The organism is Pseudoxanthomonas indica, assembly GCF_900167565.1.
GTDB classification, from domain to species: domain Bacteria; phylum Pseudomonadota; class Gammaproteobacteria; order Xanthomonadales; family Xanthomonadaceae; genus Pseudoxanthomonas_A; species Pseudoxanthomonas_A indica.
This window is the reverse complement of sequence record NZ_FUZV01000001.1, coordinates 1859939-1882496: the sequence shown is the minus strand read 5'-3', so window position 1 is coordinate 1882496 and position 22558 is coordinate 1859939. Positions and strand designations below refer to the sequence as shown.

General features: G+C 68.1%; 22 protein-coding genes. 9 read left to right on the top strand and 13 right to left on the bottom strand.

Features of this window, described 5'->3' with window-relative positions:
* Window positions 1-73: 73 nt before the first annotated feature.
* From B5X78_RS08725 to B5X78_RS08680, 10 genes are all read right to left on the bottom strand, one after another.
* The gene (locus B5X78_RS08725) at window positions 74-3256 is read right to left on the bottom strand and encodes an efflux RND transporter permease subunit (protein WP_079724014.1); all 3183 of its coding nucleotides are present in this window, start codon (window positions 3254-3256) and stop codon (window positions 74-76) included.
* Between the two features lie 10 nt (window positions 3257-3266).
* Entirely contained in the window at window positions 3267-4247 is a 981-nt protein-coding gene (locus B5X78_RS08720) for an efflux RND transporter periplasmic adaptor subunit (protein WP_079724013.1), read from the bottom strand.
* Window positions 4244-5509 carry a TolC family protein gene (locus B5X78_RS08715; protein WP_079724012.1) on the bottom strand — a complete coding sequence of 422 codons (1266 nt, stop codon included), beginning with the start codon at window positions 5507-5509 and terminating at the stop codon, window positions 4244-4246. Before B5X78_RS08715 ends, B5X78_RS08720 begins: the two co-directional genes overlap by 4 nt.
* 129 nt (window positions 5510-5638) lie before the next feature.
* A complete protein-coding gene (locus tag B5X78_RS08710; protein WP_079724011.1) occupies window positions 5639-6022 on the bottom strand; it encodes a hypothetical protein in 384 nt (127 codons plus the stop codon).
* A 73-nt stretch (window positions 6023-6095) separates the two neighbouring features.
* A complete protein-coding gene (locus tag B5X78_RS08705) occupies window positions 6096-6437 on the bottom strand; it encodes a lipid-A-disaccharide synthase N-terminal domain-containing protein (RefSeq protein ID WP_079724010.1) in 342 nt (113 codons plus the stop codon).
* The gene (locus B5X78_RS08700; RefSeq protein WP_079724009.1) at window positions 6438-7166 is read right to left on the bottom strand and encodes a glycosyltransferase family 2 protein; all 729 of its coding nucleotides are present in this window, start codon (window positions 7164-7166) and stop codon (window positions 6438-6440) included.
* Window positions 7167-7237: 71 nt separating this feature from the next.
* Window positions 7238-8140 carry a ParB/RepB/Spo0J family partition protein gene (locus tag B5X78_RS08695; protein ID WP_079724008.1) on the bottom strand — a complete coding sequence of 301 codons (903 nt, stop codon included), beginning with the start codon at window positions 8138-8140 and terminating at the stop codon, window positions 7238-7240.
* Complete coding sequence (locus tag B5X78_RS08690) at window positions 8140-8937, bottom strand: ParA family protein (RefSeq protein WP_079724007.1); 798 nt, start codon at window positions 8935-8937, stop codon at window positions 8140-8142. The genes B5X78_RS08695 and B5X78_RS08690 overlap by 1 nt, the downstream gene beginning before the upstream one ends.
* Before the next feature lie 173 nt (window positions 8938-9110).
* Entirely contained in the window at window positions 9111-9758 is a 648-nt protein-coding gene (rsmG, locus tag B5X78_RS08685; protein ID WP_079724006.1) for a 16S rRNA (guanine(527)-N(7))-methyltransferase RsmG, read from the bottom strand.
* 33 nt (window positions 9759-9791) lie between these two features.
* Window positions 9792-10394, bottom strand: a complete 603-nt coding sequence (locus tag B5X78_RS08680; RefSeq protein ID WP_079724005.1) for a 4'-phosphopantetheinyl transferase family protein — start codon at window positions 10392-10394, stop codon at window positions 9792-9794.
* A gap of 143 nt (window positions 10395-10537) precedes the next feature.
* Here B5X78_RS08680 and B5X78_RS08675 point away from each other — a divergent pair, with 143 nt between their 5' ends.
* A complete protein-coding gene (locus B5X78_RS08675) occupies window positions 10538-10792 on the top strand; it encodes a GlsB/YeaQ/YmgE family stress response membrane protein (protein ID WP_079724004.1) in 255 nt (84 codons plus the stop codon).
* A gap of 114 nt (window positions 10793-10906) precedes the next feature.
* Here the strand turns inward: B5X78_RS08675 and xth are convergent, their stop codons facing one another.
* Complete coding sequence (xth, locus tag B5X78_RS08670; RefSeq protein ID WP_079724003.1) at window positions 10907-11674, bottom strand: exodeoxyribonuclease III; 768 nt, start codon at window positions 11672-11674, stop codon at window positions 10907-10909.
* An 81-nt stretch (window positions 11675-11755) separates the two neighbouring features.
* Window positions 11756-13165 carry a coniferyl aldehyde dehydrogenase gene (locus tag B5X78_RS08665; RefSeq protein WP_079724002.1) on the bottom strand — a complete coding sequence of 470 codons (1410 nt, stop codon included), beginning with the start codon at window positions 13163-13165 and terminating at the stop codon, window positions 11756-11758.
* A gap of 61 nt (window positions 13166-13226) precedes the next feature.
* Between B5X78_RS08665 and B5X78_RS08660 the strand changes: the two genes are divergently transcribed.
* From B5X78_RS08660 to B5X78_RS08625, 8 genes are all read left to right on the top strand, one after another.
* Complete coding sequence (locus tag B5X78_RS08660; RefSeq protein WP_079724001.1) at window positions 13227-13769, top strand: gamma carbonic anhydrase family protein; 543 nt, start codon at window positions 13227-13229, stop codon at window positions 13767-13769.
* A gap of 76 nt (window positions 13770-13845) precedes the next feature.
* On the top strand, window positions 13846-14724 hold the full coding sequence (locus tag B5X78_RS08655) for a DUF2167 domain-containing protein (RefSeq protein ID WP_425478716.1): 879 nt from the start codon (window positions 13846-13848) through the stop codon (window positions 14722-14724).
* Window positions 14725-14917: 193 nt separating this feature from the next.
* Window positions 14918-15610 (top strand): RDD family protein, encoded by a 693-nt coding sequence (locus B5X78_RS08650; protein ID WP_079724000.1) that lies wholly within the window; start codon window positions 14918-14920, stop codon window positions 15608-15610.
* Entirely contained in the window at window positions 15607-16599 is a 993-nt protein-coding gene (locus B5X78_RS08645) for a stage II sporulation protein M (RefSeq protein WP_079723999.1), read from the top strand. The genes B5X78_RS08650 and B5X78_RS08645 overlap by 4 nt, the downstream gene beginning before the upstream one ends.
* Complete coding sequence (locus B5X78_RS08640) at window positions 16589-18136, top strand: DUF4129 domain-containing protein (protein ID WP_079723998.1); 1548 nt, start codon at window positions 16589-16591, stop codon at window positions 18134-18136. Before B5X78_RS08645 ends, B5X78_RS08640 begins: the two co-directional genes overlap by 11 nt.
* Window positions 18133-19302, top strand: a complete 1170-nt coding sequence (locus tag B5X78_RS08635; protein WP_079724482.1) for a DUF4350 domain-containing protein — start codon at window positions 18133-18135, stop codon at window positions 19300-19302. Before B5X78_RS08640 ends, B5X78_RS08635 begins: the two co-directional genes overlap by 4 nt.
* Window positions 19303-19346: 44 nt before the next feature.
* A complete protein-coding gene (locus B5X78_RS08630; protein ID WP_229730945.1) occupies window positions 19347-20312 on the top strand; it encodes an AAA family ATPase in 966 nt (321 codons plus the stop codon).
* 43 nt (window positions 20313-20355) lie between these two features.
* A complete protein-coding gene (locus B5X78_RS08625; protein WP_079723996.1) occupies window positions 20356-21654 on the top strand; it encodes a DUF58 domain-containing protein in 1299 nt (432 codons plus the stop codon).
* 4 nt (window positions 21655-21658) lie between these two features.
* Here the strand turns inward: B5X78_RS08625 and aroE are convergent, their stop codons facing one another.
* Complete coding sequence (aroE, locus tag B5X78_RS08620) at window positions 21659-22513, bottom strand: shikimate dehydrogenase (protein WP_079723995.1); 855 nt, start codon at window positions 22511-22513, stop codon at window positions 21659-21661.
* Window positions 22514-22558: the final 45 nt, after the last annotated feature.

The window sequence follows — 22558 nt, the reverse complement described above, 5'->3', positions numbered from 1 at the left end:
ACCCGTCAGCGCAACCTGCGGCGGACGTTACCAACTTGGTAACGCCCAGGCAAACGAGACGGGCTGCGGATGTTCAGGCAATCGACGTCGGAGGGCGCCTATCCCGGGTCCATCCGTGCCAGGCCCGGTACAAGGCCGGCAGCAGGCACAGGGTCAGCAGGGTCGAGGAGACAATGCCGCCGATTACCACCGTGGCCAGGGGGCGCTGGACTTCCGAGCCGGCACCGACGTTGAGGGCCATCGGCAGGAAGCCCAGCGAGGCCACCAGCGCGGTCATCAGCACCGGCCGCAGCCGGCCCAGGGCGCCTTCGACCACGGCCTGGTCCAGCGACATGCCATCCAGGCGCAGGCGCCGGATGAAGCTGATCATCACCAGCCCGTTCAGCACCGCCACGCCGGACAGGGCGATGAAGCCCACCCCCGCCGAGATCGACAGGGGGATGCCGCGCACGGCCAGGGCCAGCACGCCCCCGGTCAGCGCCAGCGGCACGCCGCTGAACACGATGGCCGCGTCGCGCGCCGAGCCGAAGGCCCAATAGAGCAGGGCGGCAATCAGCGTCAGGGTCAACGGCACCACCACCGCCAGCCGCTGGCTGGCCGAGATCAACTGCTCGAAGCTGCCGCCGTAGGCCAGCCAGTAGCCGGTGGGCAGGGTCACCTGCGCGTCCAGGCGCTGGCGCAGCTCGCCGACAAAGCCGCCCAGATCGCGCCCGCGCACATTGGCCGTGACCACCACGCGGCGCTTGCCGTCCTCGCGATTGATCTGGTTGGGGCCCAGCGCCCGCCGGATCTGCGCCACCTCGCGCAGCGGCACCGTGCGCGCTTCGGCCAGCCAGGTGGCGGCACGGCTGGCTTCGTCCGGCGCGTCGACCGCGCGCAGGGGGATGGGCAGATCCAGCAGCGCGGCCGGATCCTGGCGCAAGGCTTCGGGCAGGCGCACGACGATGTCGTAGCGACGATCACCTTCGAACAGCGTCCCCGCCACCGCGCCGCCCACCGCCGCGCTGACGGTGTCCTGCACATCGCCGGCATTCAAGCCGTAGCGGGCCAGCGCCTGGCGGTCGGGGACGATGCTCAGAACCGGCAATCCGGTAGTGGCTTCCAGACTGACATCGGCGGCGCCCGGCACCTGCCTGGCCACCGACTCCACCTGGCGCGCCAGTCGCAGCAGGGTGTCCAGGTCATCGCCCTGCACCTTGATGGCAACGTCGGCACGCACGCCGGAGATCAACTCGTTCATGCGCATCTGGATCGGTTGGGTGAACTCGTAGGCATTGCCCGGCAGCAGCGCCACGGCGGCCTGCATCTCGGCCACCAGTTGCGCCTTGGGTTTGCGCGGGTCCGGCCATGCCGTGCGCGGCTTGAGCATGACGAAGGTGTCGGCCACCGAAGGCGGCATCGGATCGGTGGCGACTTCGGCGGTGCCCAGCTTGCCAAACACCCGCTGCACTTCCGGGAACTGGCGCAGACGCGCTTCCAGCGTCGCCTGCATGTGCAGTGCCTGGCTCAGGCTGGTGCCGGGGATGCGCATCGCGTGCAGGGCGATGTCGCCTTCGTCCAGGCTGGGGACGAACTCGCTGCCCAGGCGCGTGGCCAGGGCCGTGCACAACAGCACCAGCACGGCCGTGGCCGCGAACACGGCCCGCCGCCAGCGCAAGGTCCAGGCCAGCACGGGGGTATAGACCCTGCGCGACCAGCGCATCACCGGCGTGTCGTGTTCGCGCACCTCGCCACGCAGGAACATGGCCACCGCCGCCGGTACGAAACTCAGCGACAGCAGCATCGCGCCGGTCAGCGCCAGCACTACCGTGATGGCCATCGGGTGGAACATTTTTCCTTCCACCCCGGTGAGCGCGAAGATCGGCAGATACACCGCGGTGATGATGCCCAGGCCGAACAAACTGGGGCGAATCACTTCGGCGGTGGCGCTGGCGGCCACCTCGCGGCGTTCCTCATCACTGAGCACGCGGCCATGCTGACGCTGCAGTTCGGCAAAGCGGCGCAGGCAGTTCTCGATGATGATCACCGCGCCATCGACGATCAGACCGAAGTCGAGCGCACCCAGGCTCATCAGATTGCCCGACACGCCGCCGCGGGCCATGCCGGTCACGGTGAACAGCATCGACAGCGGAATCACCGCCGCCGTGATCACCGCCGCGCGCACATTGCCCAGCAACAGGAACAACACCAGCACCACCAGCAGCGCGCCCTCGATCAGGTTCTTGGCGACGGTGCGGATGGTGCGATCGACCAGCACGGTGCGGTCGTACACCGGCGTGGCGGTGATGCCGGCCGGCAGGCCCTTGCCTGCTTCGGCCAGACGCCGCGCAGCCGCCTCTGCCACCTCGCGGCTGTTGGCGCCCTTGAGCATGAACACCGTGCCCATCACCACTTCGTGCCCGTCCTGGGTCGCCGCGCCATTGCGAAGCTCGGCGCCATCACCCACCTGGGCCACGTCGCCGATCGTGATCGGCACGCCTTCGCGTCGCGCCAAGACGATCCCGGCGATCGCGGCGCTGTCGGCCACCTGGCCCGGTACCCGCACCAGCCATTGCTGGCCATTGCGCTCCAGGTAGCCGGCGCCGAGGTTGCGGTTGTTGCTTTCCAGGGCATCCACCAAGTCCTGCAGGGTCAGACCCAGCGACACCAGCCGCGCCGGATCCGGGGTGACGTGGATCTGCCGGGCGTAACCACCGAGCGTGTTGACCTCGGTGACGCCGGGCACGTTGCGCAGCTGTGGTCGGATTACCCAATCCTGCAGGCCGCGCAGATCGGTGGCGGTCCAGCGCGTGCCGTCCGCTTTGCGTGCGTCCGGCGCGGCGTCGAGCGTGTACATCAGAATCTCGCCCATGCCGGTGCTGACCGGGCCCATCGCCGGTTCCAGCCCAGGCGGCAGTTGCGAACGCACCGCTTGCAGGCGTTCGGCCACCTGCTGGCGGGCGAAGTACAGATCGGTGCCGTCCTTGAACACCACCGTGACCTGCGACAGGCCATAGCGCGACAACGAGCGCGTGTAATCCAGGCCCGGCAGTCCGGCCAGGGCGGTTTCCAGCGGATTGGTCACGCGCTGCTCGGCTTCCAGCGGCGAGTAGCCTTCGGCTTCAGTGTTGATCTGCACCTGGACATTGGTGATGTCCGGGGTGGCATCGATGGGAAGTTGACGGAAGCTGGCCACGCCGATGGCGACCAGCAGCAGGGTCAGCGCCAGCACCAGCCAGCGCCGCGCGATGGCGGTACGAATCAGTGTCTCGAGCATGGTCGCGGCCTCAGTGCTCGTGCGCGGCGCCGGATTTCTCCAGGTCGGCCTTGATCACGTAACTCTGCTCCACCACCACCTGTTCGCCCGTCGCCAGGCCCGACAGCACTTCGGCGCGCTGCGCATCGCGGCGCCCCAGCTGCACGGCGCGCGCGCTGTACTCCTCGCCCGTACGCACGAACACCACCTCGCGTCCGTCCATTTCCTGCAGCGCCGTCAGCGGAATGGCCAACGCCACCTGCGCGCGATCCACGGTGATGCGCGCACGCACTGCCGTCCCCGGTCGCCACAGGCCATCGGTGTTCGCCAGGACCGCGCGCGCCACGGTGCTCTGGCTGGCGGTGGCGGTGGCCGGCAGGATGCGTTCGATCCGCGACTGGCTGCTGACGCCGTCGCCCAGGCGCGTGACCAGCACCGGCGAGCCCACGCCGATATGGCTGGCGTCGGCGCCAAACACATGCAGATCCACCCACAGCGAGGACAGGTCCGCGACCTCGAACAGCACTGCGCCTTCGCCCACTACATCGCCTGCCGCCGCATCGCGGCTGAGCACGACACCGGTGATCGGCGAGTGGATCGCGTAAGTGGACAGGCTCAGGTTGCTTTCCACCTGCGCCAGCACCTGGCCGGCGCGCACCTGATCGCCGACGCGCGCCTGCATGCTGCGCACGGGACCGGCAAAGCGCGCGGCTACCCGCGTCAGACGGCCTTCAATGGGCGTCAGCAGGCCCTGCACTTCATGCTCGTCGGCGATTTCGCCGGCCGCGACGGCGGCCGTGCGGATGCCGGATTGATCGGCGATGGCGCGGGCGATGCGCGTACTGGCGTGTTCGTCGGACGTTTCTTCGTGCCCGCCTTCGCCTTCGCCCGCGGCGTGCGCTTTGCCGTCGTCGTCCGCGTGATCGTGGGTGGGTGTCTTGCCGCCCTCGCCGCAGGCGGCCAGCGCCAGCAACAGGACGGGCAGGAGGATTACGGTCAACAACGTCTTCATGGGGTGTCTCCTGCATCGCCTGCCGCCAGGACGAACGACTGGCCGGTCAGGCGCTGGATTTCGATAAGGGCGCGCTGGGCTTCAAACGCGGCGTCATGCTGCTGGCGACGTGCGGCCGCCAATTCGCCCTGCAGCTGCGCCCATTCCAGATAACTGAGCGCACCGGCGCGGTAGGCGCGCTCGGCGGCGCGTTCGGCTTGCTGCAAGCGTGGCGAGACCTGCGTGCGCAGCGCCTGCACTTCCGCTTGTGCGATCCGATAGCGGCCGTGCGCGTCGGCCAGGGTGGCCTGCAGCGAGAAGGCTTCCACCTCGCGCTGTACTTCCAGCATTCCCAGCTCCGCCTGCGCACCGCGAATGCCGGGTGCGGCGCGCGCCGCGCTGCCCAGCGGTACGGTCAGGCTGGCGACCAGGCCGCTGTCGCCGTTCTCCTGCAAGCGGCGCACACCCAACTGCCAGGACACGTCGGTGGCGCGTTCGCTGCGTGCCAGTTGCAGGCGCGCTTCGGCGATGCGACGCCGATCCGCCAGTTGTGCCAACTCGGGTGCATTGCGCAGGTGCGCGGCAATCTGCTCGAAGTCGGCAATCGCCGGCAACGCCAGCATCCGGCCGCTGACGCGATCGAAATCGGCATCGGCCTGTCCCCACAACAACGCCAGGTGGCGACGGGCGACCTGCAACTGCAGGCGCTGGCGATCCTGTTCCAGTTCGGCGCGCGCCAGCGCGGCCTGCGCGGTCAGCAGGACCGACTCGGGCGACGCACCGGCCTGGAAGCGCAGGCGCGCGGCGGCCACCGTGCGCTTGCGCTGATCGATGTCCTGGCCAGCCAGCGCCAGCTGCTCCTGCGCAAGACACACCGCCAGATAACGACGCGCGGTTTCGGCCAGCATGTCCAGGCGCTGCGCCTGGCCCTGCCACGTCAACGCACGCAGGCGTTGATCCGCCAGTGCCTGCCGGGCCTGCGCCTTGCCGCCGCGTTCCAGCACGCCGGCCAGACTCAGGGTTATTTCAGCGCGGTCCAGGCCCTGCAATTCGCCCCGGCCAAAAGCGTTCTCCACCTCCAGGCCAAGTTGCATCGCCGGCCGCAAGGCGGCCGCATCGGCTTCGGCAGCCAATTGCTCACGTTCGGCATCGATCAACTGCAAGGCGGGATGTTGCCGGGATACGCGCGCAAACGCGTCGTCCAGGCTCAAAGGCGTACCGGCCCAGGCGCACAGGCCGGGCACGGCTGCCAGGACGGCAACCGCCGTCATTCGCAACCACATGGGGAAACTCCCATACACGGCGCACGCGCCAGGCGCGTACGCTCAATCCGCGGGAAGGTCCGGACACTGACGCGTCACGGAAGAATCGCCGGCACGCGCCGACGAAGCGCCGGCCTGCGCCGGCTGCGGTTACGCCGCGATGGGCGGCCGGAACGGATGACCCGGACGCGTGACGAGCCTGGCCGAATCCGAAGGCGTGGCCGTCGTGCACGGAGGGGCGAAGGAGGGCAGCACGGCCAGGCCGGCAGGCATGGCGACGGCATGGCCGCAGCAATGACTGGCGCACATCAGGGCATGCAACAGGCTGTCGCGTTCGGCGTCGTCGCCGGCGGGATCAGCACCGGCATCCCCATGCGGGTCGCTGGCGGGCGCATGCAGATCGGTGCCATGCGCGGCTTCATGCAGATCACCCAAGGACGCCATCACCGGCTGGCAAATCACCGCCAGCAACAGCAGCGCCTGCGCGAAACGGCGCAGGGTGGCGGATGCAAGGGTGAGGGGACGGCGTGCCATGAGCCGGCAAGGCTAAGTCGAGCGCACCGCGTTACACAATCGCAAAGCAGGCAAAGTTGCCGGCTACGCGCCGTCAGTGTGCGGCCTTGTCGCGCTTCCAGCCGCGGTGCTTGATGTCCAGGTACAGGCTGTAGAGCGCGGTGAACGCAGGAAACAGGTTCTGCAACACGCCCACCGAGTCCTGCTTGGCCGAGAACAGGAAGTAGCTCAAGGTCATCAGGCTGCCGATCACGCTCATGTACCAGAACAGCCGCGGGATCACCGGCTTGCCGGCGCGGCGCGAGGCGATGAACTGGACCAGCCAGCGCCCCCCGAACATCAGCGCGCCGGTGTAGCCGATCAGCTTCCAACCGGTGACGTGCAGACCGGTCCAGAACAGTGCTTCGATGGGCTGGTTGAGCCAGTGCGGTTCCACTTACAGCTCCCGCACGGCGGTGCGTTTGCTGCGGGTGATCAGCCAGGCCACGCCACGCAGGTCGCGGATGCCGACCAGCGCGCGATTGAGGTTGTTGTACTTCGACACGCCGGCGGTGCGGTGGCGGTGGTGGACCGGCACGCTGACGGTCTGCCAGCCGGCACGCTGCATCAACGCCGGCAGGTAGCGGTGCATGTGATCGAAGTAGGGCAGATCCAGGAAGGCCTCGCGCTCGAACAGCTTGATCCCGCAACCGGTATCGGGGGTGTCATCGCGCAGCATGCGCGAGCGGATCGCATTGGCCCAGCGGCTGGCCCAGCGCTTGCTGCCGCTGTCCTGGCGGTTGACGCGCCAACCGGCATAGAGCTTGGTCTGCACGCCGCCGCCATCCCGCGCGGCGATCAGCTTGGAAATGTCGGCCGGGTCATTCTGGCCATCGCCATCGAGGGTGGCGATCCAGGCGCCGCGCGCAGCCTTGACTCCGTTGCGGATGGCGGTGCTCTGGCCGCTCTGCTGCACGTGGTGGAGCACGCGCAGCTCGGGCACCTGCGCCTTCAGCGCCTGCAGGACCGCGGCGGTGTCGTCGCGGGAATGGTCATCGACATAGACAATTTCGAAATCCACCACGCCGCGCAGGGCGGCGGTGATCTCGTTGACCAGCGGCGCGACATTGTCGCGCTCATTGAAGACGGGGACGACGACGGAGAGCTGGGGCTGGGCGGCGGTCATGGCGCGCGCAGGGTACTAAAAAATCTGTCGGAATGGTGTCGGTTCCGACCGCCATCCCGGCACCGCGCGAATTACTGATTTCGCTGGACGCGCAACTTTTCCAGCACCCCTTCCAAGGTGTCCAGATCGGTGTACTGGATGATCAGCTTGCCCTTGCCGCCGCGGCCATGGGCGATGGTGACCTTGGTGCCCAGGTTTTCCGACAGTTCGGTCTCCAGCGAGGCGATGTCCGGCTGCGGCACGGCCTTGCTCGGCTTGGCGCGGCGGCCATTGACCGGCACTTTGCCGGCGGCGAACTGCTGCGCGCGGTGTTCGACTTCGCGCACCGACCAGCCCTGCTCGGCGGCTTCGGACGCCAGCTTGCTGGCCAGCTCCGGCGACAGCGTCAGCAGGGCGCGGGCATGGCCCATTTCCAGTCGACGCGCTTCGAGCAGGGCGCGGATGGCCGGCGGCAGTTCCAGCAGGCGCAGCAGGTTGGACACCGCCGCGCGCGAACGGCCGACCGCTTCGGCGGCTTCGGCATGGGTCAGCGAGAATTCGTTGATCAGGCGCTGCAGCGATTGCGCTTCTTCCAGCGGATTGAGGTCTTCGCGCTGGATGTTCTCGATCAGCGCCATCGCGATGACGGTGCGATCGTCCAGCTCGCGCACCACCACCGGCACCTGCGCCAGTCCGGCTTCCTGCGAGGCGCGCCAGCGGCGTTCGCCGGCGACGATTTCGAATTTGCCCGCCGACAGCTCACGCACCACGATCGGCTGGATCACGCCCTGGGCCTTGATCGACTCGGCCAGTTCGCTGAGTTTGGCCGGGTCCATCGCCATGCGCGGCTGGTACTTGCCCGGCTGCAGCTGGTCCACCGACACCGTGCGCAGGACTTCGCCCGGTTGCGCTTCCGGCGGCGCGGTTTCAGCCGCCTTGGGGCCGAGCAGGGCTTCCAGACCGCGACCCAGGCCGCGCTTCTTCGACGCACTCATCAAGCCACCTCCCGCGCCGGCTGCTGTTTCCTGCGATCGGCCTGGCGACGGATGATCTCGCCGGCCAGTCCCAGATAGGCCACGCCACCGCGCGAGGTGCGGTCGTAGCCGACGATGCTCTGGCCATGGCTGGGCGCCTCGGCCAGGCGCACGTTGCGCGGCACGATGGTGCGGAACACGCGATCGCCAAAGTGCTGGGTCAGCTCGGCCGACACCGCATTGGCCAGGTTGTTGCGGACATCGAACATCGTGCGCAGCACGCCTTCGATTTCCAGCGCCGGGTTCAGCCGCGCCTTCAGGGCATCGATGGTTTCCACCAGCGCGCTCAGGCCTTCCAGTGCGTAGTACTCGCACTGCATCGGCACCAGCACCGAATCGGCGGCGGTCAGCGCATTGAGGGTCAGCAACGACAGCGCCGGCGGGCAATCGATGATGATGAAATCGTAGTCACCGCGCAGCGGTTCGAGCGCGGCCTTCAGGCGCATCTCGCGACCGTTCAGTTCCATCAGCTGGATTTCCGCCGCGGTCAGATCGATGTTGCCCGGCATCAGGTCGAAGTTTTCCTGCGTGGCCACGATCGCTTGGCGGGCATCGACTTCCTGCAGCAGCACATCGCAGGTGGAGTTCTCCACTTCGCGCTTGTCCACGCCGCTGCCCATGGTTGCATTGCCCTGGGCGTCCAGATCGACGAGCAGCACGCGCTGGGGAGCGCGCGCGAGCGCCGCGGCCAGGTTGACGGCCGTGGTGGTCTTGCCGACGCCGCCTTTCTGGTTGGCAATCGCGATGATGCGGGCCATGCGGTGCTCGCCTCGTCAGGGAAGGAGTGGGTGGGAGATTATGCGGGGCCGGGCCGGCTTTCGCGAATCGGCATTGCGTCATCCGGTCACGCGGTGGGCCGGCCGGACCGGACACCGGCGCGCACCAGGGCGGTGCGCACCCTGCGCGATCAAGCGCTTAGGCTTGCGCAGGTTCAGGCTACCGGCTTGCGCACCACCACCAGATGGCGTTCACCCACCAGCCCCGGCACCTGCAGGGGATGTACGGCGTCCACGCTCCAGCCAGCAGGCAGCGCGGCAATCTCTTCGTCCAGCCGCACCGCTTTCATCGCCAGCAGCGTGCCGCCGGGTTTGAGCAGGTGGCCACCGACCTCGATGATGCCGCTCAAGGTATCCAATGCGCGTGCGGTCAGCGCGTCATACGCGGCGGGTTCGGCCAGGGCTTCGGCGCGCGATTCGGCCACGCGTGCATTGTCCAGGCCCAACTGGCGCACGGCTTCGCGCAGGAAGCGCGCCTTCTTGCCATTGCTTTCCACCAGGGTCACCCGCAGCGCGGGATGGGCGATGGCCAGCGGAATGCCGGGCAGGCCCGGGCCGGTGCCCAGATCGGCCAGCGTGCCGTCGCAAACAAACGCATGCATGGCCAGCGAATCGAGCAGGTGGCGGGTCACCATCTCGCCCGGATCGCGCACGGCGGTCAGGTTGTAGGTGCCGTTCCAGCGGTGCAGCAAGGCCAGATAGGCGAGCAGGCGCGGCGACAATGCGTCGGCCTCCAGGCCCAGGGCGAGCAGGCCGGCATGCAGGCGGGGCGCCACATCGGCGGGCAGGGCGGTGTCATTCATCGCGCACAGTATCGCCGATGCCGGCGATTCCGATCAGTCGCGCCAGGCCAACGCACCGCGATAGCCGGCTTGCGGTTGCCATTCACGCAATTGCCATTCGCCGGGCGAGCCCAGGTCTTCGGCGCAGTCGATCAGCTGCAGGCCGCCCTCGCGCTCGCCGAACACCAGCTTTTCCAGGCCGAAGGAAACCCCCTGCCCATGCGCCTTGAGCACGGCCTCCTTGGCGCACCACAGGCGCACGAACACGGCGGTGCGTTCGGCCTCGGGGTGGGCGCGCAGCCAATCCAGCTCGCTGGGATGAAAGAAGCGCGCGGCGATATCCATCATGCGCGGGCGTTCGCGGTACTGCTCCACGTCCACGCCCAGGTCGCGCGCCGGTCCCAGCGCCACCAGCAACAGCGCGCCGCTGTGGCTCCAACTGACCCGTTGCTGCTGATAGGGCGGGTCCAGATGCGGCTTGCCGCGCTCATCGCGCTGGATCGGCACCTGCCCGGCGGCCAGCCCCAGCGCCGGCCCCAGCACCTCGCGCGCACCGGGCTCGCCGCGCTGGCGCGGCGCATGCGCGCGCCGCCACACCTGGAAACGGTCGAATTGCCAGTGATCACGCGGCGCGTCGGCAGGCGGCGATTCGGTCATGGGCGTGGGCATCGTCGCCAAGGATGCCACCGGGGCGGCGGAACTTGACAGCGGTTTCACGGTTGAGACGGCTTAATCCGCTCGTCCCGTGTCATTGCGGGACGTCCGGATTCAATGGCATTGGCGCAGGACAGGAGGCAGGCATGCAATTTCTGATCTTTCTGATCGTCGGTGGCATCGCGGGCTGGTTGGCCAGCCTGGTCATGCGACGGGATGGTTCGCAAGGCATCATCCTCAATATCGTGGTGGGTATCGTCGGCGGTTTCCTGGGTGGCTGGCTGTTGCCGGCACTGGGCCTGGCCCTGGGCGGTTGGCTGGGATACCTCATCACGGCCTTCATCGGCGCCGTGGTGTTGTTGCTGATCGTCAACCTCTTCACGCGTGGACGGGCACGATGATCGCGTTTCGCTGCGGCCGCGTGCGCTATTCGTGACGCACCCAAGGTCCGTGGCAACAAAGGCCCGGCATTGCCGGGCCTTTGTTTGTCAGCCAGCTGCGAGACGTGCGCGGCGTTACTGCAGGTCCACCCACACCGGCGTGTGATCACTGGGGCGTTCCCAGGTGCGCGGCTCGCGATCGATGCCGGCCGCCACGGCGCGGGCACGCAGGGCGTCGGAGACCAGGGTCAGATCGATGCGCAGGCCCAGGTTGCGGCTGAGGCCACCCATCCGGTAATCCCACCAGCTATACAGGCCGGCATCCTGGTGATGCAGGCGGAAACCGTCGTGCAGTCCCAAGGCCTGCATGCGCCGCAGCGCATCGCGTTCGGCCACCGAGGTCAGGATGTGATCATCGCCCCAGCGCTTGGGGTCGAACACATCGCGCTCGTCCGGCGCGATGTTGAAATCGCCCAGCACCACCAGGTTGGGGTGGCGCTGCATTTCATCGGCCAGCCAACCGTGCACGGCATCCAGCCAGCGCAGCTTGTAGGCGTACTTCTCGGTGCCCACGTCCTGGCCATTGACCACGTAGAGGTTGACGATGCGCGTATCGCCCACGGTGGCGGCGATCACCCGCTTCTGTTCGTCCTCGAGGCCGGGCACGCCCATCTGCACATCGGTAAGCGGTTCGCGCGAGAGGATCGCCACGCCGTTGTAGGTCTTCTGCCCGGCAAACACGCTGCGGTAGCCCATCTCGGCCAGGGCGGTGTCCGGAAAGCGGTGATCTTCCAGCTTGGTTTCCTGCAGCCCCACCACATCCGGCGAGAAATCACGCAGCCACTGTTGCAGCTGCGGCAGGCGCACGTTGAGCGAGTTGACGTTCCAGCTGGCGATTTTCATGGCGGCTCGGGTGTGAAGCGAGCCCATAGCTTAGACGAGGCGAAGCCGGGAGCGGCCAGCGGCGCGCTCCCTTTCGTCCACTCAGCGCACGATGAAATCGATGAAGCGCTGCACCTTCGAATACGGCGGCTTGAGGAAATCGCTGCCCGCGCGCCGCGTCTGCCAGAGGATCGGCAGCGCTTTGCTGAAGGCATCGAAGCCCGCGCGCCCGTGATAGGCGCCCATGCCACTGGGGCCGATGCCGCCGAACGGCAGGTCGTTGATGGTGAAGTGCAGCACCGTGTCGTTGACCGTGATGCCGCCGGCCAGGGTGCGGCCGAGGATGCGCTCGATGGTCGCCTTGTCGTGGCTGAAGGGATACAGCGCCAGCGGCCGGTCGTGCGCGTTGACGTAATCGATGGCCGCGTCCAGCGACGGCACCGAGCAGATCGGCAGGATCGGGCCGAAGATCTCGTCGCGCATCACCGTCGCGTCGTCGCCCGGGTCCAATACCAGGGTGGGCGCGAACAGGCGCTGTTCGGGGTCGTGGACATCGGCCAGCGGCAGCACCGGCACGCCGCGTTCGCGGGCGTCTTCCAGATAACCGCTGAGCCGCGCGAACTGGCCGTTGTTGATGATGCGGGTGTAGTCGGTGGCATCGCCCAGGTCCCCGTAGCGCTCGCGCACTTGCTGGCGCAAGGCCTCGACCAGTGCGTCGCGACGATGCGCCGACACCAGCACATAGTCCGGCGCAATGCAGGTCTGGCCGCCGTTGAACCACTTGCCGGTGGCCAGGCGTGCGGCCGCCAGTTCGATCGGATAGTCATCGCAGACCAGCGCCGGCGACTTGCCGCCCAGTTCCAGCGTCACCGGGGTGAGGTTGGGTGCGGCCGCAGCCATCACCTTGCGGCCAACGGCGGTCGAGCCGGTGAACACCAGGTGGTCGAATGGCAGGCCGGCAAACAGCGAAGCGACATCGGCGCCACCGCTGGCCACGGCCACGCGATCCGCGGGGAAGACTTCGGCCAGCAGGCTGCGCAGGAATTCGGTGGTGCGCGGGGTGTGTTCCGAGGGCTTGAGGTAGACGTGGTTGCCGGCAGCTATCGCGGTGGCCAGCGGAATCAGCGCCAGATTGACCGGATAGTTCCAGGGAGCGATGACCCCGACCACGCCCACCGGCTCGGCGCGGATCTCCGCGCGCGCCGGCCAGGCCCGCCAGCCCACGCCCACGCGGCGGGGCTTCATCCAGCGGCGCAGATGCTTGAGCAGGTGGTCGATTTCGTTGAGTACGGTCATGCCATCGGCAATGCGCGACTCATGCAGTGAACGGTGGCCGAAATCGGCGGCAATGGTGCGCGCCATTTCATCGAGCCGGCGCTTGAGCGTGTCGCGCAGGCGCTGCAGATCGGCGCGGCGCTGGGCGTAGTCGGGACGCTGCGCCTGCCAGGCCGCGCGCAGGCGGGTCAGGGTGGGCTGCAGTTCGGAAACGGGGCTGTCGGCATGAATGTCCATGGGCGGAGTGTAGGATCGAAGCCCACCGCCACGTCACTCACTTTGCCCGCCCGACTGCGACATGACCGCTATCCGCCCCTTTCTTGACCGGTTTCCCGTCCTCGGCCAACGCGTCTACGTGGACCCGGCCGCGCACGTCATCGGCGATGTGGTGCTGGCCGACGATGCCTCGGTCTGGCCGGGGACCATCATCCGCGGCGACGTCAACCACATCCGCATCGGCGAGCGCACCAACGTGCAGGATGGCACCATCATCCACGTCAGCCACCACAGTCCGTACAACCAGGCCGGCTACCCGACCCTGATCGGCGCCGACGTCACCATCGGCCACGGCACCATCATCCACGCGTGCACCATCGAAGACCTGTGCCTGATCGGCATGGGCGCCTGCATCCTGGATGGCGCCACCATCAAGCGGCATGGCTTTGTCGGCGCCGGCGCCGTGGTCGGGCCGGGCAAGGTGGTCGGCGAGGGTGAACTGTGGCTGGGCAACCCCGCCCGCTTCGCGCGCAAGCTCAGCGAACGCGAAATCGAAAGCCTGCACTACTCGGCCGCGCATTACGTCCGCCTCAAGGATCAGTACTTGTCCGCCCCCAGCAGCTAGAATTGCCCGCGATTCCAGGACGGACGCAATCCCGCGACGTTGGAATCCATTCGGGGGAATGATGAAACAAGCAAGGATGTGGCTGGGCGGCCTGGTGGTCGCCCTGGGGATGGGCCTGGCCGTTGCACCGGCGCCCGCGCAGGAAGGCAATGCCGAAGACCTGCTCAAGCAACTGGATTTCCACGGCGGCGACATCGCCGTGCCCGGCGCGCACGCGCGCTTCCATCTGGACGACAAGTTCCAGTACCTGCAACAGGCCGACGCGCGTCGCGTGCTCGAGCAGCTGTGGGGCAATCCGCCGGACGAGTCGGTGCTGGGCTTGATCGTGCCGAAACAACCGGGCCTGCTGGAAGATGGCAGCTGGGCGGTGGTGGTCACCTATTCGGACGACGGCTACGTGTCGGACGAAGACGCCGCCAAGATCGACTACGCCGAGCTGCTGGAGCAGTTGCAGGAAGAAACCCGCGACAGCAATGCCGCGCGCAAGGAAGCCGGCTACGGCACGGTCGATCTGGCCGGCTGGGCGGAGACCCCGCGCTACGACGCCGCCAGCAAGAAGCTGTACTGGGCCAAGGATCTGGCGTTCAACGGTGAGGCCGAGCACACCCTCAACTACGACATCCGCGTGCTGGGCCGTCACGGCTATCTGAGCTTGAATGCGGTGGCCGGCATGTCGGATCTGCCGGCGGTGCGCACGGGCATGCAGGAACTGCTGCCGATGGCCGAGTTCGATGCCGGCTCGCGCTATGCCGACTTCAATGAAAGCACCGACAAGACCGCGGCTTACGGCGTGGCGGCCTTGATTGGCGGTGGCCTGGCGGCCAAGGCCGGCCTGTTCGCCAAACTGGGCCTGGTGCTGGCCAAGTTCTGGAAGCTGCTGTTGATCGGCGGCGTGGTAGTGGTCAGTGGCGTGCGCAAGCTGTTCGCCAAAAAGCCGGCATCCACGGTCAGTTGAGGTGCACCACCGGCGCGGCCGCAGGGCCGCGTCGGTGGTGGGTCCGGGCTGGGCAAGCGCAGCGGGCTCGCTTACAGTCGGGCCAGGGGATTCCGCAGGGACAGCGCCGTCGATGTTTTCTCATCCACACCGATCACGGGCGACGGCAGCGGGCGCACCGCGTTGCGTGCGCCCGGCCGATGGCGGCTGATTGATGACACCGCCCAAGCTCGATACCTACCGCGAAGTGATCACGCCCGAAGGCGTGGCCCTGCAGCTGCCCGTCAGCGGGCCGGTGCCACGCGCGCTGGCGTGGGCCATCGATCTGGGCTTGCGGCTGGCGGTGCTGTTCTTCCTGTCGATGGTGCTGGGCCTGCTCGGCGGTTTTGGCCAGGGCATCTGGATGGTGCTGATGTTCGGCGTGGTCTGGATCTATCCGATTGCGCTGGAAGCACTCTGGAACGGACAGACCGTGGGCAAGCGCGCGCTGGGCCTGCGTGTGGTCTCGGCCGATGGCGGGCCGCTGGGCTGGTTGCCGGCAATCACCCGCAACCTGTTGCGCACGGTGGACATGCTGCCCTTCGGCTATGCCGCCGGCTTGATCACCTGCCTGGGCGATCCGCATGGCCGTCGCCTGGGTGACATGGTTGCCCGCACCCTGGTCGTGCATGTGGCACGCGAGCACCTGGCCAGCCCACCGACGGCACAAGGGGTGTATCCGGTGCCGCCCGGCCTGCAACCGGATGAGCAGGCGGCGCTGGCCGCGTTTGGCGAACGCGCACCGCTGCTGTCACCGGCGCGCCAGGCCGAGCTGGGCGACATCCTGTCGCCGCTGACCCAAGCCCGCGGCCATGCCGGCGTCCTGCGCCTGCATGGCATGGCCAACTGGCTGATGGGGCGACGATGAGGCAGGAGCAGTTTGTCGCCCGTCATCAAGGCGAATGGTCGGCGTTCGAACACTGGCTGGACCAGCGCGGCGACACGCGCCGCTCGCGCGGCCAGCCCAACGACAGCGGCATCGCCGACGAGGACATGCCGACCCGCTATCGGCGCCTGTGCGATCAGCTGGCGCTGGCGCGCAAGCGCGGCTACAGCCCGCAGCTGATCGCGCGCCTGCAGCAGCTGATGCAACGCGGCCACGTGCTGCTGTACCGCACGCCGCCGCCGCGCTGGCGGCTGGCGCTGCGCTTCGTGCTGGCCGGCTTTCCGCGGCAGGTGCGGCAACAGGCGGCGGCGATGTGGATTTCGACGGTGCTGTTCGTGCTGCCGTTGGTGATTGTCTTCGCCACCCTGCAGGCGCGGCCGGAAGTGATCCATTCGATCCTGTCGCCGCAGGAAGTGGCCGGCATCGAGCACATGTACGACCCGGGCAACAGCGATCGGCTGGGTCGCGATTCGGGCACCGACTGGCAGATGTTCGGCGTCTACATCATGAACAACACCAGCATCGGCCTGCGCACCTTCGCCAGTGGCCTGCTGGGCTGCCTGGGCACGATCTACGTGCTGATCGCCAACGGCGTGGGCATCGGTGCGGTGTTCGGCCACCTGCAGCAGGTGGGCTACAGCGACACGCTGTGGCGGTTCGTGGTCGGCCATGCACCGTTCGAGCTGACCGCGATCGTATTGACCGGCGGCGCCGGGCTGCGGCTGGGCTACAACCTGATCGCACCGGGCCGGCGCAGCCGCATCGACGCACTGGTGGATGCCGGACGCATTGGCGCGCGCATCTGCCTGGGCGCGGCGCTGATGTTCTTCATCGCCGCCTTCATCGAGGCGTTCTGGTCGTCGATTGAATCGGTGCCGGCGTGGGGCAAGTTCACCGTCTCGGGTGTGTTGTGGACGCTGGTGCTGGGCTGGTTGTTGCTGGGCGGGCGGGGAGCGGCGGATGAAGCTTGAGCAGCTCACCGTCCACCTGCGCCAGCGAACCGCATGGGAAGCCATCGAGCTGGGCATGGCGCTGGTACGGCGCGATGCCGGCGCGGTGTTCAAACCGTGGCTGCTGATCACCCTGCCGATCCTGCTGCTGCTCAATGCGCTGGGCTGGGCGCTGGATCTGATCGGCCTGGCCGGCTTCCTGATGTGGTGGCTCAAGCCGGTGTTCGACCGCATCCCGCTGTTCGTCATCTCGCGCGCGGTCTTCGGCGCGACGCCCACGGTGCGCGAGACGCTTGCCGCGCAGCTGCGCTGGGGCTGGCGCCCGATGCTGCACTACCTGACCTGGCGTCGCCTCAGTCCGGCGCGCTCGGTGTTCCTGCCGGTGGACTTGCTGGAAGGCGTGGACGGCGCGCGCCTGCGCGATCGCCGGCGCGTGCTCGGCGGCAGTGTCTACGGGCACGCCGCGCTGCTGACCCTGCTCTGCGTGAACTTCGAGATTGCCCTGTGCCTGGGCGGCATTTTCGCGGTGATGCTCTACTTCCCCTTGGAACTGTTGCCCGACACCCTGCGTGATGCGTGGACCCTGCTGGCGTTGCAATCGCCGCAGTGGTCGCGGGTGGCGCTCAACCTGCTGGTGTGGTCGGCGGTCACCGTCATCGAACCCTTCTTTGTCGGCGCCGGCTTCGGCCTTTACCTCAACCGGCGTACCGAGCTGGAAGCCTGGGATGTGGAGCTGGTGTTCCGCAAATTGCGCCAGCGCCTGGCGGCTGGCGCCAGCGGCGTGCTGCTGGTGCTGGTGGGTGTATTGGGCATGCACAGTGACGTTGCCCGCGCCCAGGATGCCGCACCCGCCAGCGAAGAAAGCGTTGAATCGCCGACCGACGATCGACTGGAACAGGTGTTTGCCGACCAGTTCGACGATGACCGCCGCTTCCGCAAGGCCGCCGACCAGGCGCATCGCGATCCGGATCTCAACCGCACCCGCACTCAGAAGCGCTGGGAGCCCAAGACCCGCGAGGAGAAGGAGCAGGCGCCACGCGAACAGCCCACCCTGCCGTGGCTGCAGGCGCTGGCCGGGACGTTCGCCTTCATCGGCGAATGGGGATTGTGGATTCTGCTGGCGGTGCTGGTGCTGGCCCTGCTGATCAGTGCACCGCGCTGGCTGCCGTGGATGCGCGGTGCGTATGCGCCACGCGTGCGGATCGACAACGCCATCACCACCCAGCCCGTCGATCTGCCGCAAACCCTGCCGGCCGACGTGGCCAGTGCCGCGCGCCGCCTGTGGAAGTCGGGCCAGCGCCGGGACGCGCTGGCGCTGCTCTACCGTGCCGGCGTGGTCGCCCTGGCGCGGCAGTTGCAGACCACCTTGCCGCCCGGCGCGACCGAGGCCGAATGCCTGCGCGCCTCGCGGCGCTTGCCGCAGGCCGAAGATCGCCAGCTGTTCGCGCAGGTGGTGCGGATCTGGCAATACGCCGCCTACGCCCAGCGCGATCCTGACGAGGACGAATTCGAAGCGCTGCTGCAGCAGCTGCAGCAACGCGGTGGGTGGCTGGCATGACCCGCGGTTCGCGCATGCCGCTGTTTGCCGGCCTGGCGGTGCTGGTCGTGGCGCTGGTGGTGGGCGGCGTGGTCTGGTTCCGCCACAACTTCCATCAGGTCGAACACACGCTGGCGTTGCCGCCCAAGGGCGAGGCCCGCTACAACCCGCTCTACCTGCTCAAGCAGACCCTGCTGGCCGATGGCATCCGCGTGGACGCGCGCCAGCCCCTGGCCCTGGATCGGCATCCGTTGCAGGCGCACGACACCCTGCTGCTTTTCAACGATCCGCGCGTGCTGGCGACCGCACAGCAGGATGCGCTGCTGGACTGGGTGGAGGGCGGCGGTCATCTGATCCTGCGTACGCCGCCGGCCAGTCCGGAGGAAGAGGTGAGCGTGGGCCTGCTGGAGGATCTGGGTGTGTCCATCAGCGAACGCAGCCAATGCATGGACCTGCGCGTGCCCGGTCAGGATCCGCACCAGGAATTCTGTCGCGGCCGCCGCTTCAGCCTGTATGACGTCGAACCGGATCTGAGCTGGGGCGATCTGAAAGACGGCTACGTGTTCATGCGCCTGGCGTATGGCGAGGGCCATATCGACCTGCTGGCCGACCTCGACTTCCTGGGCAACGGCGAGTTCCAGGTCGACGAGCACGGCAAGCTGTCCGCCGCCGACGGCCTGCGCGATGTGCCGCATCAGGCGCTGGCCCGGCAGGTGCTCGCACCCAACTATGGCCGCGGCACCGTGCACCTGATCTATGCGGCGGAGATGCCCTCGCTGCTGCGCACGCTGATCACCCGCTACTGGATGGTCTGGTTGCCGCTGCTGCTGGCGCTGTTGGGCTGGTTGTGGTCGCGCATGCGCCGCTTTGGTCCGCTGCTGCCCGCGCCGGAACTGGCGCGCCGTTCGCTGCTGGAACACGTGCGCGCCAGCGGCGATCACCTCTACCGGCATGGTCGCGGCGTGCTGCTGTACCTGGCCGTGCGGCAGGCGTTCCTGGCGCGCCTGCGTCGCCGCGATCCAGTCGCGGCCGCGCTGGCCGGCGATGCCCAGGTCGAACTGATCGCGCAGCGCTTCGGCCTGACTCCGCAGGCGGTGCGCACGGCATTGCAGACTCCTTCCAGCCACGAGCGCGCGCATTTCCGCGAGCGCATTTCCATCTTGATCGAACTGAGAAACCGACTATGAGCGAGCCCACCGCCGCTGTCCTTCCGCCGAGCCTGCCCCCGCTGATGCCGCTGACGGGCGCCGAACTGGCTGCACGTGTGGCCCTGGTGCGCGATGAAGTGGCCAAGGCCTTCATCGGCCAGGCTGAAGTGCTGGATCAGATCCTGATCGCGTTGCTGGCCGGTGGCCACGTGCTGATCGAAGGCGTGCCGGGTTTGGGCAAGACCCTGCTGGTGCGCGCGCTGGGCCAGGCGCTGGAACTGACCTATGCGCGCGTGCAGTTCACCCCGGACCTGATGCCCAGCGATGTCAGCGGCCACGCCGTCTACGATCCCAAGACCGAAAGCTTCAAGATCCGGCGCGGCCCCATCTTCACCAATCTGTTGCTGGCCGATGAGATCAATCGCGCGCCGGCCAAGACCCAATCGGCACTGCTGGAAGTGATGCAGGAAGGGCAGGTGACGATTGAAGGCAAGTCGTTCGAGCTGTCGCCGCCGTTCCTGACCCTGGCCACGCAGAACCCGGTCGAGCAGGAGGGCACGTATCCGCTGCCGGAAGCCCAGCTGGATCGCTTCCTGTTGAAGGTGGTGATCGACTACCCCGCGCTGGAAGACGAAAAGCGCATGGTCGATGCAATCACCACCGGCCGCGCGGCCAGCGATTTCGATCTGTCGCAGGTCAAGCGGGTGCTCGGTGCGGCCGACATCGTGGCGATCCAGCGTGGCGTGGCAGCGGTGACGGTGGATCCGCAGGTCATCGACTACGCCGTGCGCATCGTCGCCGCCACCCGCAAATGGCCGGGCGTGGCGCTGGGCGCCGGCCCGCGCGGCAGCATCGCGCTGGTGCGCGCCGCGCGCGCGCAGGCGGTGCTGCAGGGGCGCGACTTCGTCACTCCCGACGACGTGCGCGAGATCAGCCTGCCGGCGCTGCGCCATCGCATCGCGTTGTCGCCGGAGCTGCAGATCGAAGGCCAGTCGCCCGACGACGTACTGCGCGCGTTGCTGGCCAAGGTGGAAGCGCCGCGTCAATGAAGCCGCACGCGCCCGCGCTGGTCGGCACGCCCGGGAGGGCGGGATGAGAGCTGGCTGGCTGCAACTCACCCTGCTGGTGGCCTGGGGCCTGATCGGTCTGGCGGTCATCCACGCCGGCCTGGATGCACGCCTTTGGTGGGCCGCGGGCGCCGCGCTGGCGTTGCTGATGCTGGCCGATGGCTGGGCGCTGCATCAGCAGCCGACGCCCGAAGTCGAGCGGCACCTGCCCGAGGCCCTGCCGCTGGGGATCGAACGCGAGGTGATCCTGCAGCTGCAGTCCAGCCGGCGTCAGCGCGTGGATGTGTTCGATCACGCACCGGGCGCGTGGCCGCTGCAGGGTTTGCCGGCAAAGCTGCGCCTGCGCGCCGGCACGCAGACCCGATTCCAGTACCGGCTGCGCCCGGTGGTGCGCGGCGACGCGCACTTCGATGCGGTGCAACTGCGCCTGCACTCGCCGCTGCGGCTGTGGTGGCAGTCGCGCCAGGCCGGGCGGGCGCAGACGGTACGGGTGTATCCCAACTTCGCGCCGCTGACCCGCTTCGCCTTGTTCAGTGCCGAACAGGCGTCGCGCCTGGTCGGCGCGCACCTCAAGCGCCGTCGCGGCGAGGGCACCGACTTCCACCAGATGCGCGAGTACCGCGTCGGCGACAGCCTGCGCCAGATCGACTGGAAGGCGACCGCGCGCGCGCGCAAGTTGATCTCGCGCGAATACCAGGACGAGAAGAACCAGCAGCTGGTGCTGATGCTGGACACCGGCCGGCGCATGCTGGCGCTGGATGGCGAACTCTCGCATTTCGATCACTCGCTCAACGCGGCGCTGGTGGTGGCCTACCTGGCCCTGCGCCAGGGCGATGCGGTCGGTCTGCTGGCCAGTGGCAGCCAACGCCGCTGGGTGCAACCGCAACGCGGCGCGGCCGGCATCGAACCGCTGCTGCGCGCCAGCTACGACCTGCAGCCACAGGCGGTGGCCACCGACTACCTGGCCGCAGCCACCGAACTGTCGCTGCGCCAGCGCCGGCGCTCGCTGGTGATGCTGGTCACCAATGTGCGCGACGAGGACATCGACGATCTTCTGGCGGCGGTGCGCCTGCTGCAGAAGCGTCACCTGGTCTGCGTGGCCAGCCTGCGCGAGCGCGAGCTGGACGAGGCGCTGCTGCAACCGGTCAAGGATCACGCCGACGCCGTGCATGCCGGCGCCATCGCCCGCTATCTCGAACAACGCGCGGCCGCGCACGATGCACTGCGCCGACACCATGTGATGGTGCTGGACGTGACCTGCGATGATTTGCCCGGCGCGTTGGTCGAGCGCTACCTGTCGGTCAAGCGCGACGGGCTGCTGTAACGGATCAGTCGGCGGTGACCAGCAGATCGTCCTTGCGGCGCAGCGCGGCGTAGACCGCATCGGCATCGGGGCTGATGCCATGCCATTCCTCGAACGCCACGGCCGCCTGTTCCACCAGCATGCCCAGGCCGTCCACCGCATCGTGGCAACCCGCTGCCTTGGCCCAGGCCAGGAACGGAATCGCGGCTTCGCCGTAATTCAGATCCACCGCCAGGGTGCGCGGGGTGGTCAGGGCGAATGGCAGGTCGAACGCGCTGGCGTCGATCTGTCCACGGCCGGCGGAGGTGGCGTTGATCACCAGGCCAAAATCGCCCAGTTGCTCCAGATCCTTCCAGTAGCGCGAATGCGCGCGTTCCGGATCGCCCAGCGCATCGGCCAGCGCATCGGCGCGTTCGGGTGAGCGGTTGACGATCACCAGCTCGGCCACGCCGGCATCCAGCAGGGCCGGCGCCACGCCGCGCGCGGCGCCACCGGCGCCCAGCAGCACGGCGCGACGGCCGCGCAGGTCCAGCGCATTGCGACCGGTCAGATCGCGCACCAGGCCGATGCCGTCGGTGTTGTCGCCATACCACTGGCCATCGTTCCAGCTCAGCGTATTGACCGCACCGGCGCGCTGCGCGCGCTCACTGGTGCGCGCGCAGATGGCGAACGCGGCTTCCTTCAGCGGCAGGGTGACATTGGCGCCCACGCCACCGGCGCCGACGAAGCGATCCAGCGCCGCCACGAAGTCGTGCGGTGCGCTGTCGATGGCCGTGTATTCCAGTGTCACGCCGGTTTGCCGGGCAAAGGCGGCATGGATGCGCGGTGACAGCGAATGGGCGACCGGATGGCCGAAAACCGCATAACGATGTGTGGTCATGACTTGGTATAAATCCCGTAGCAGAGGGAAACCGGGTGCGGGAGC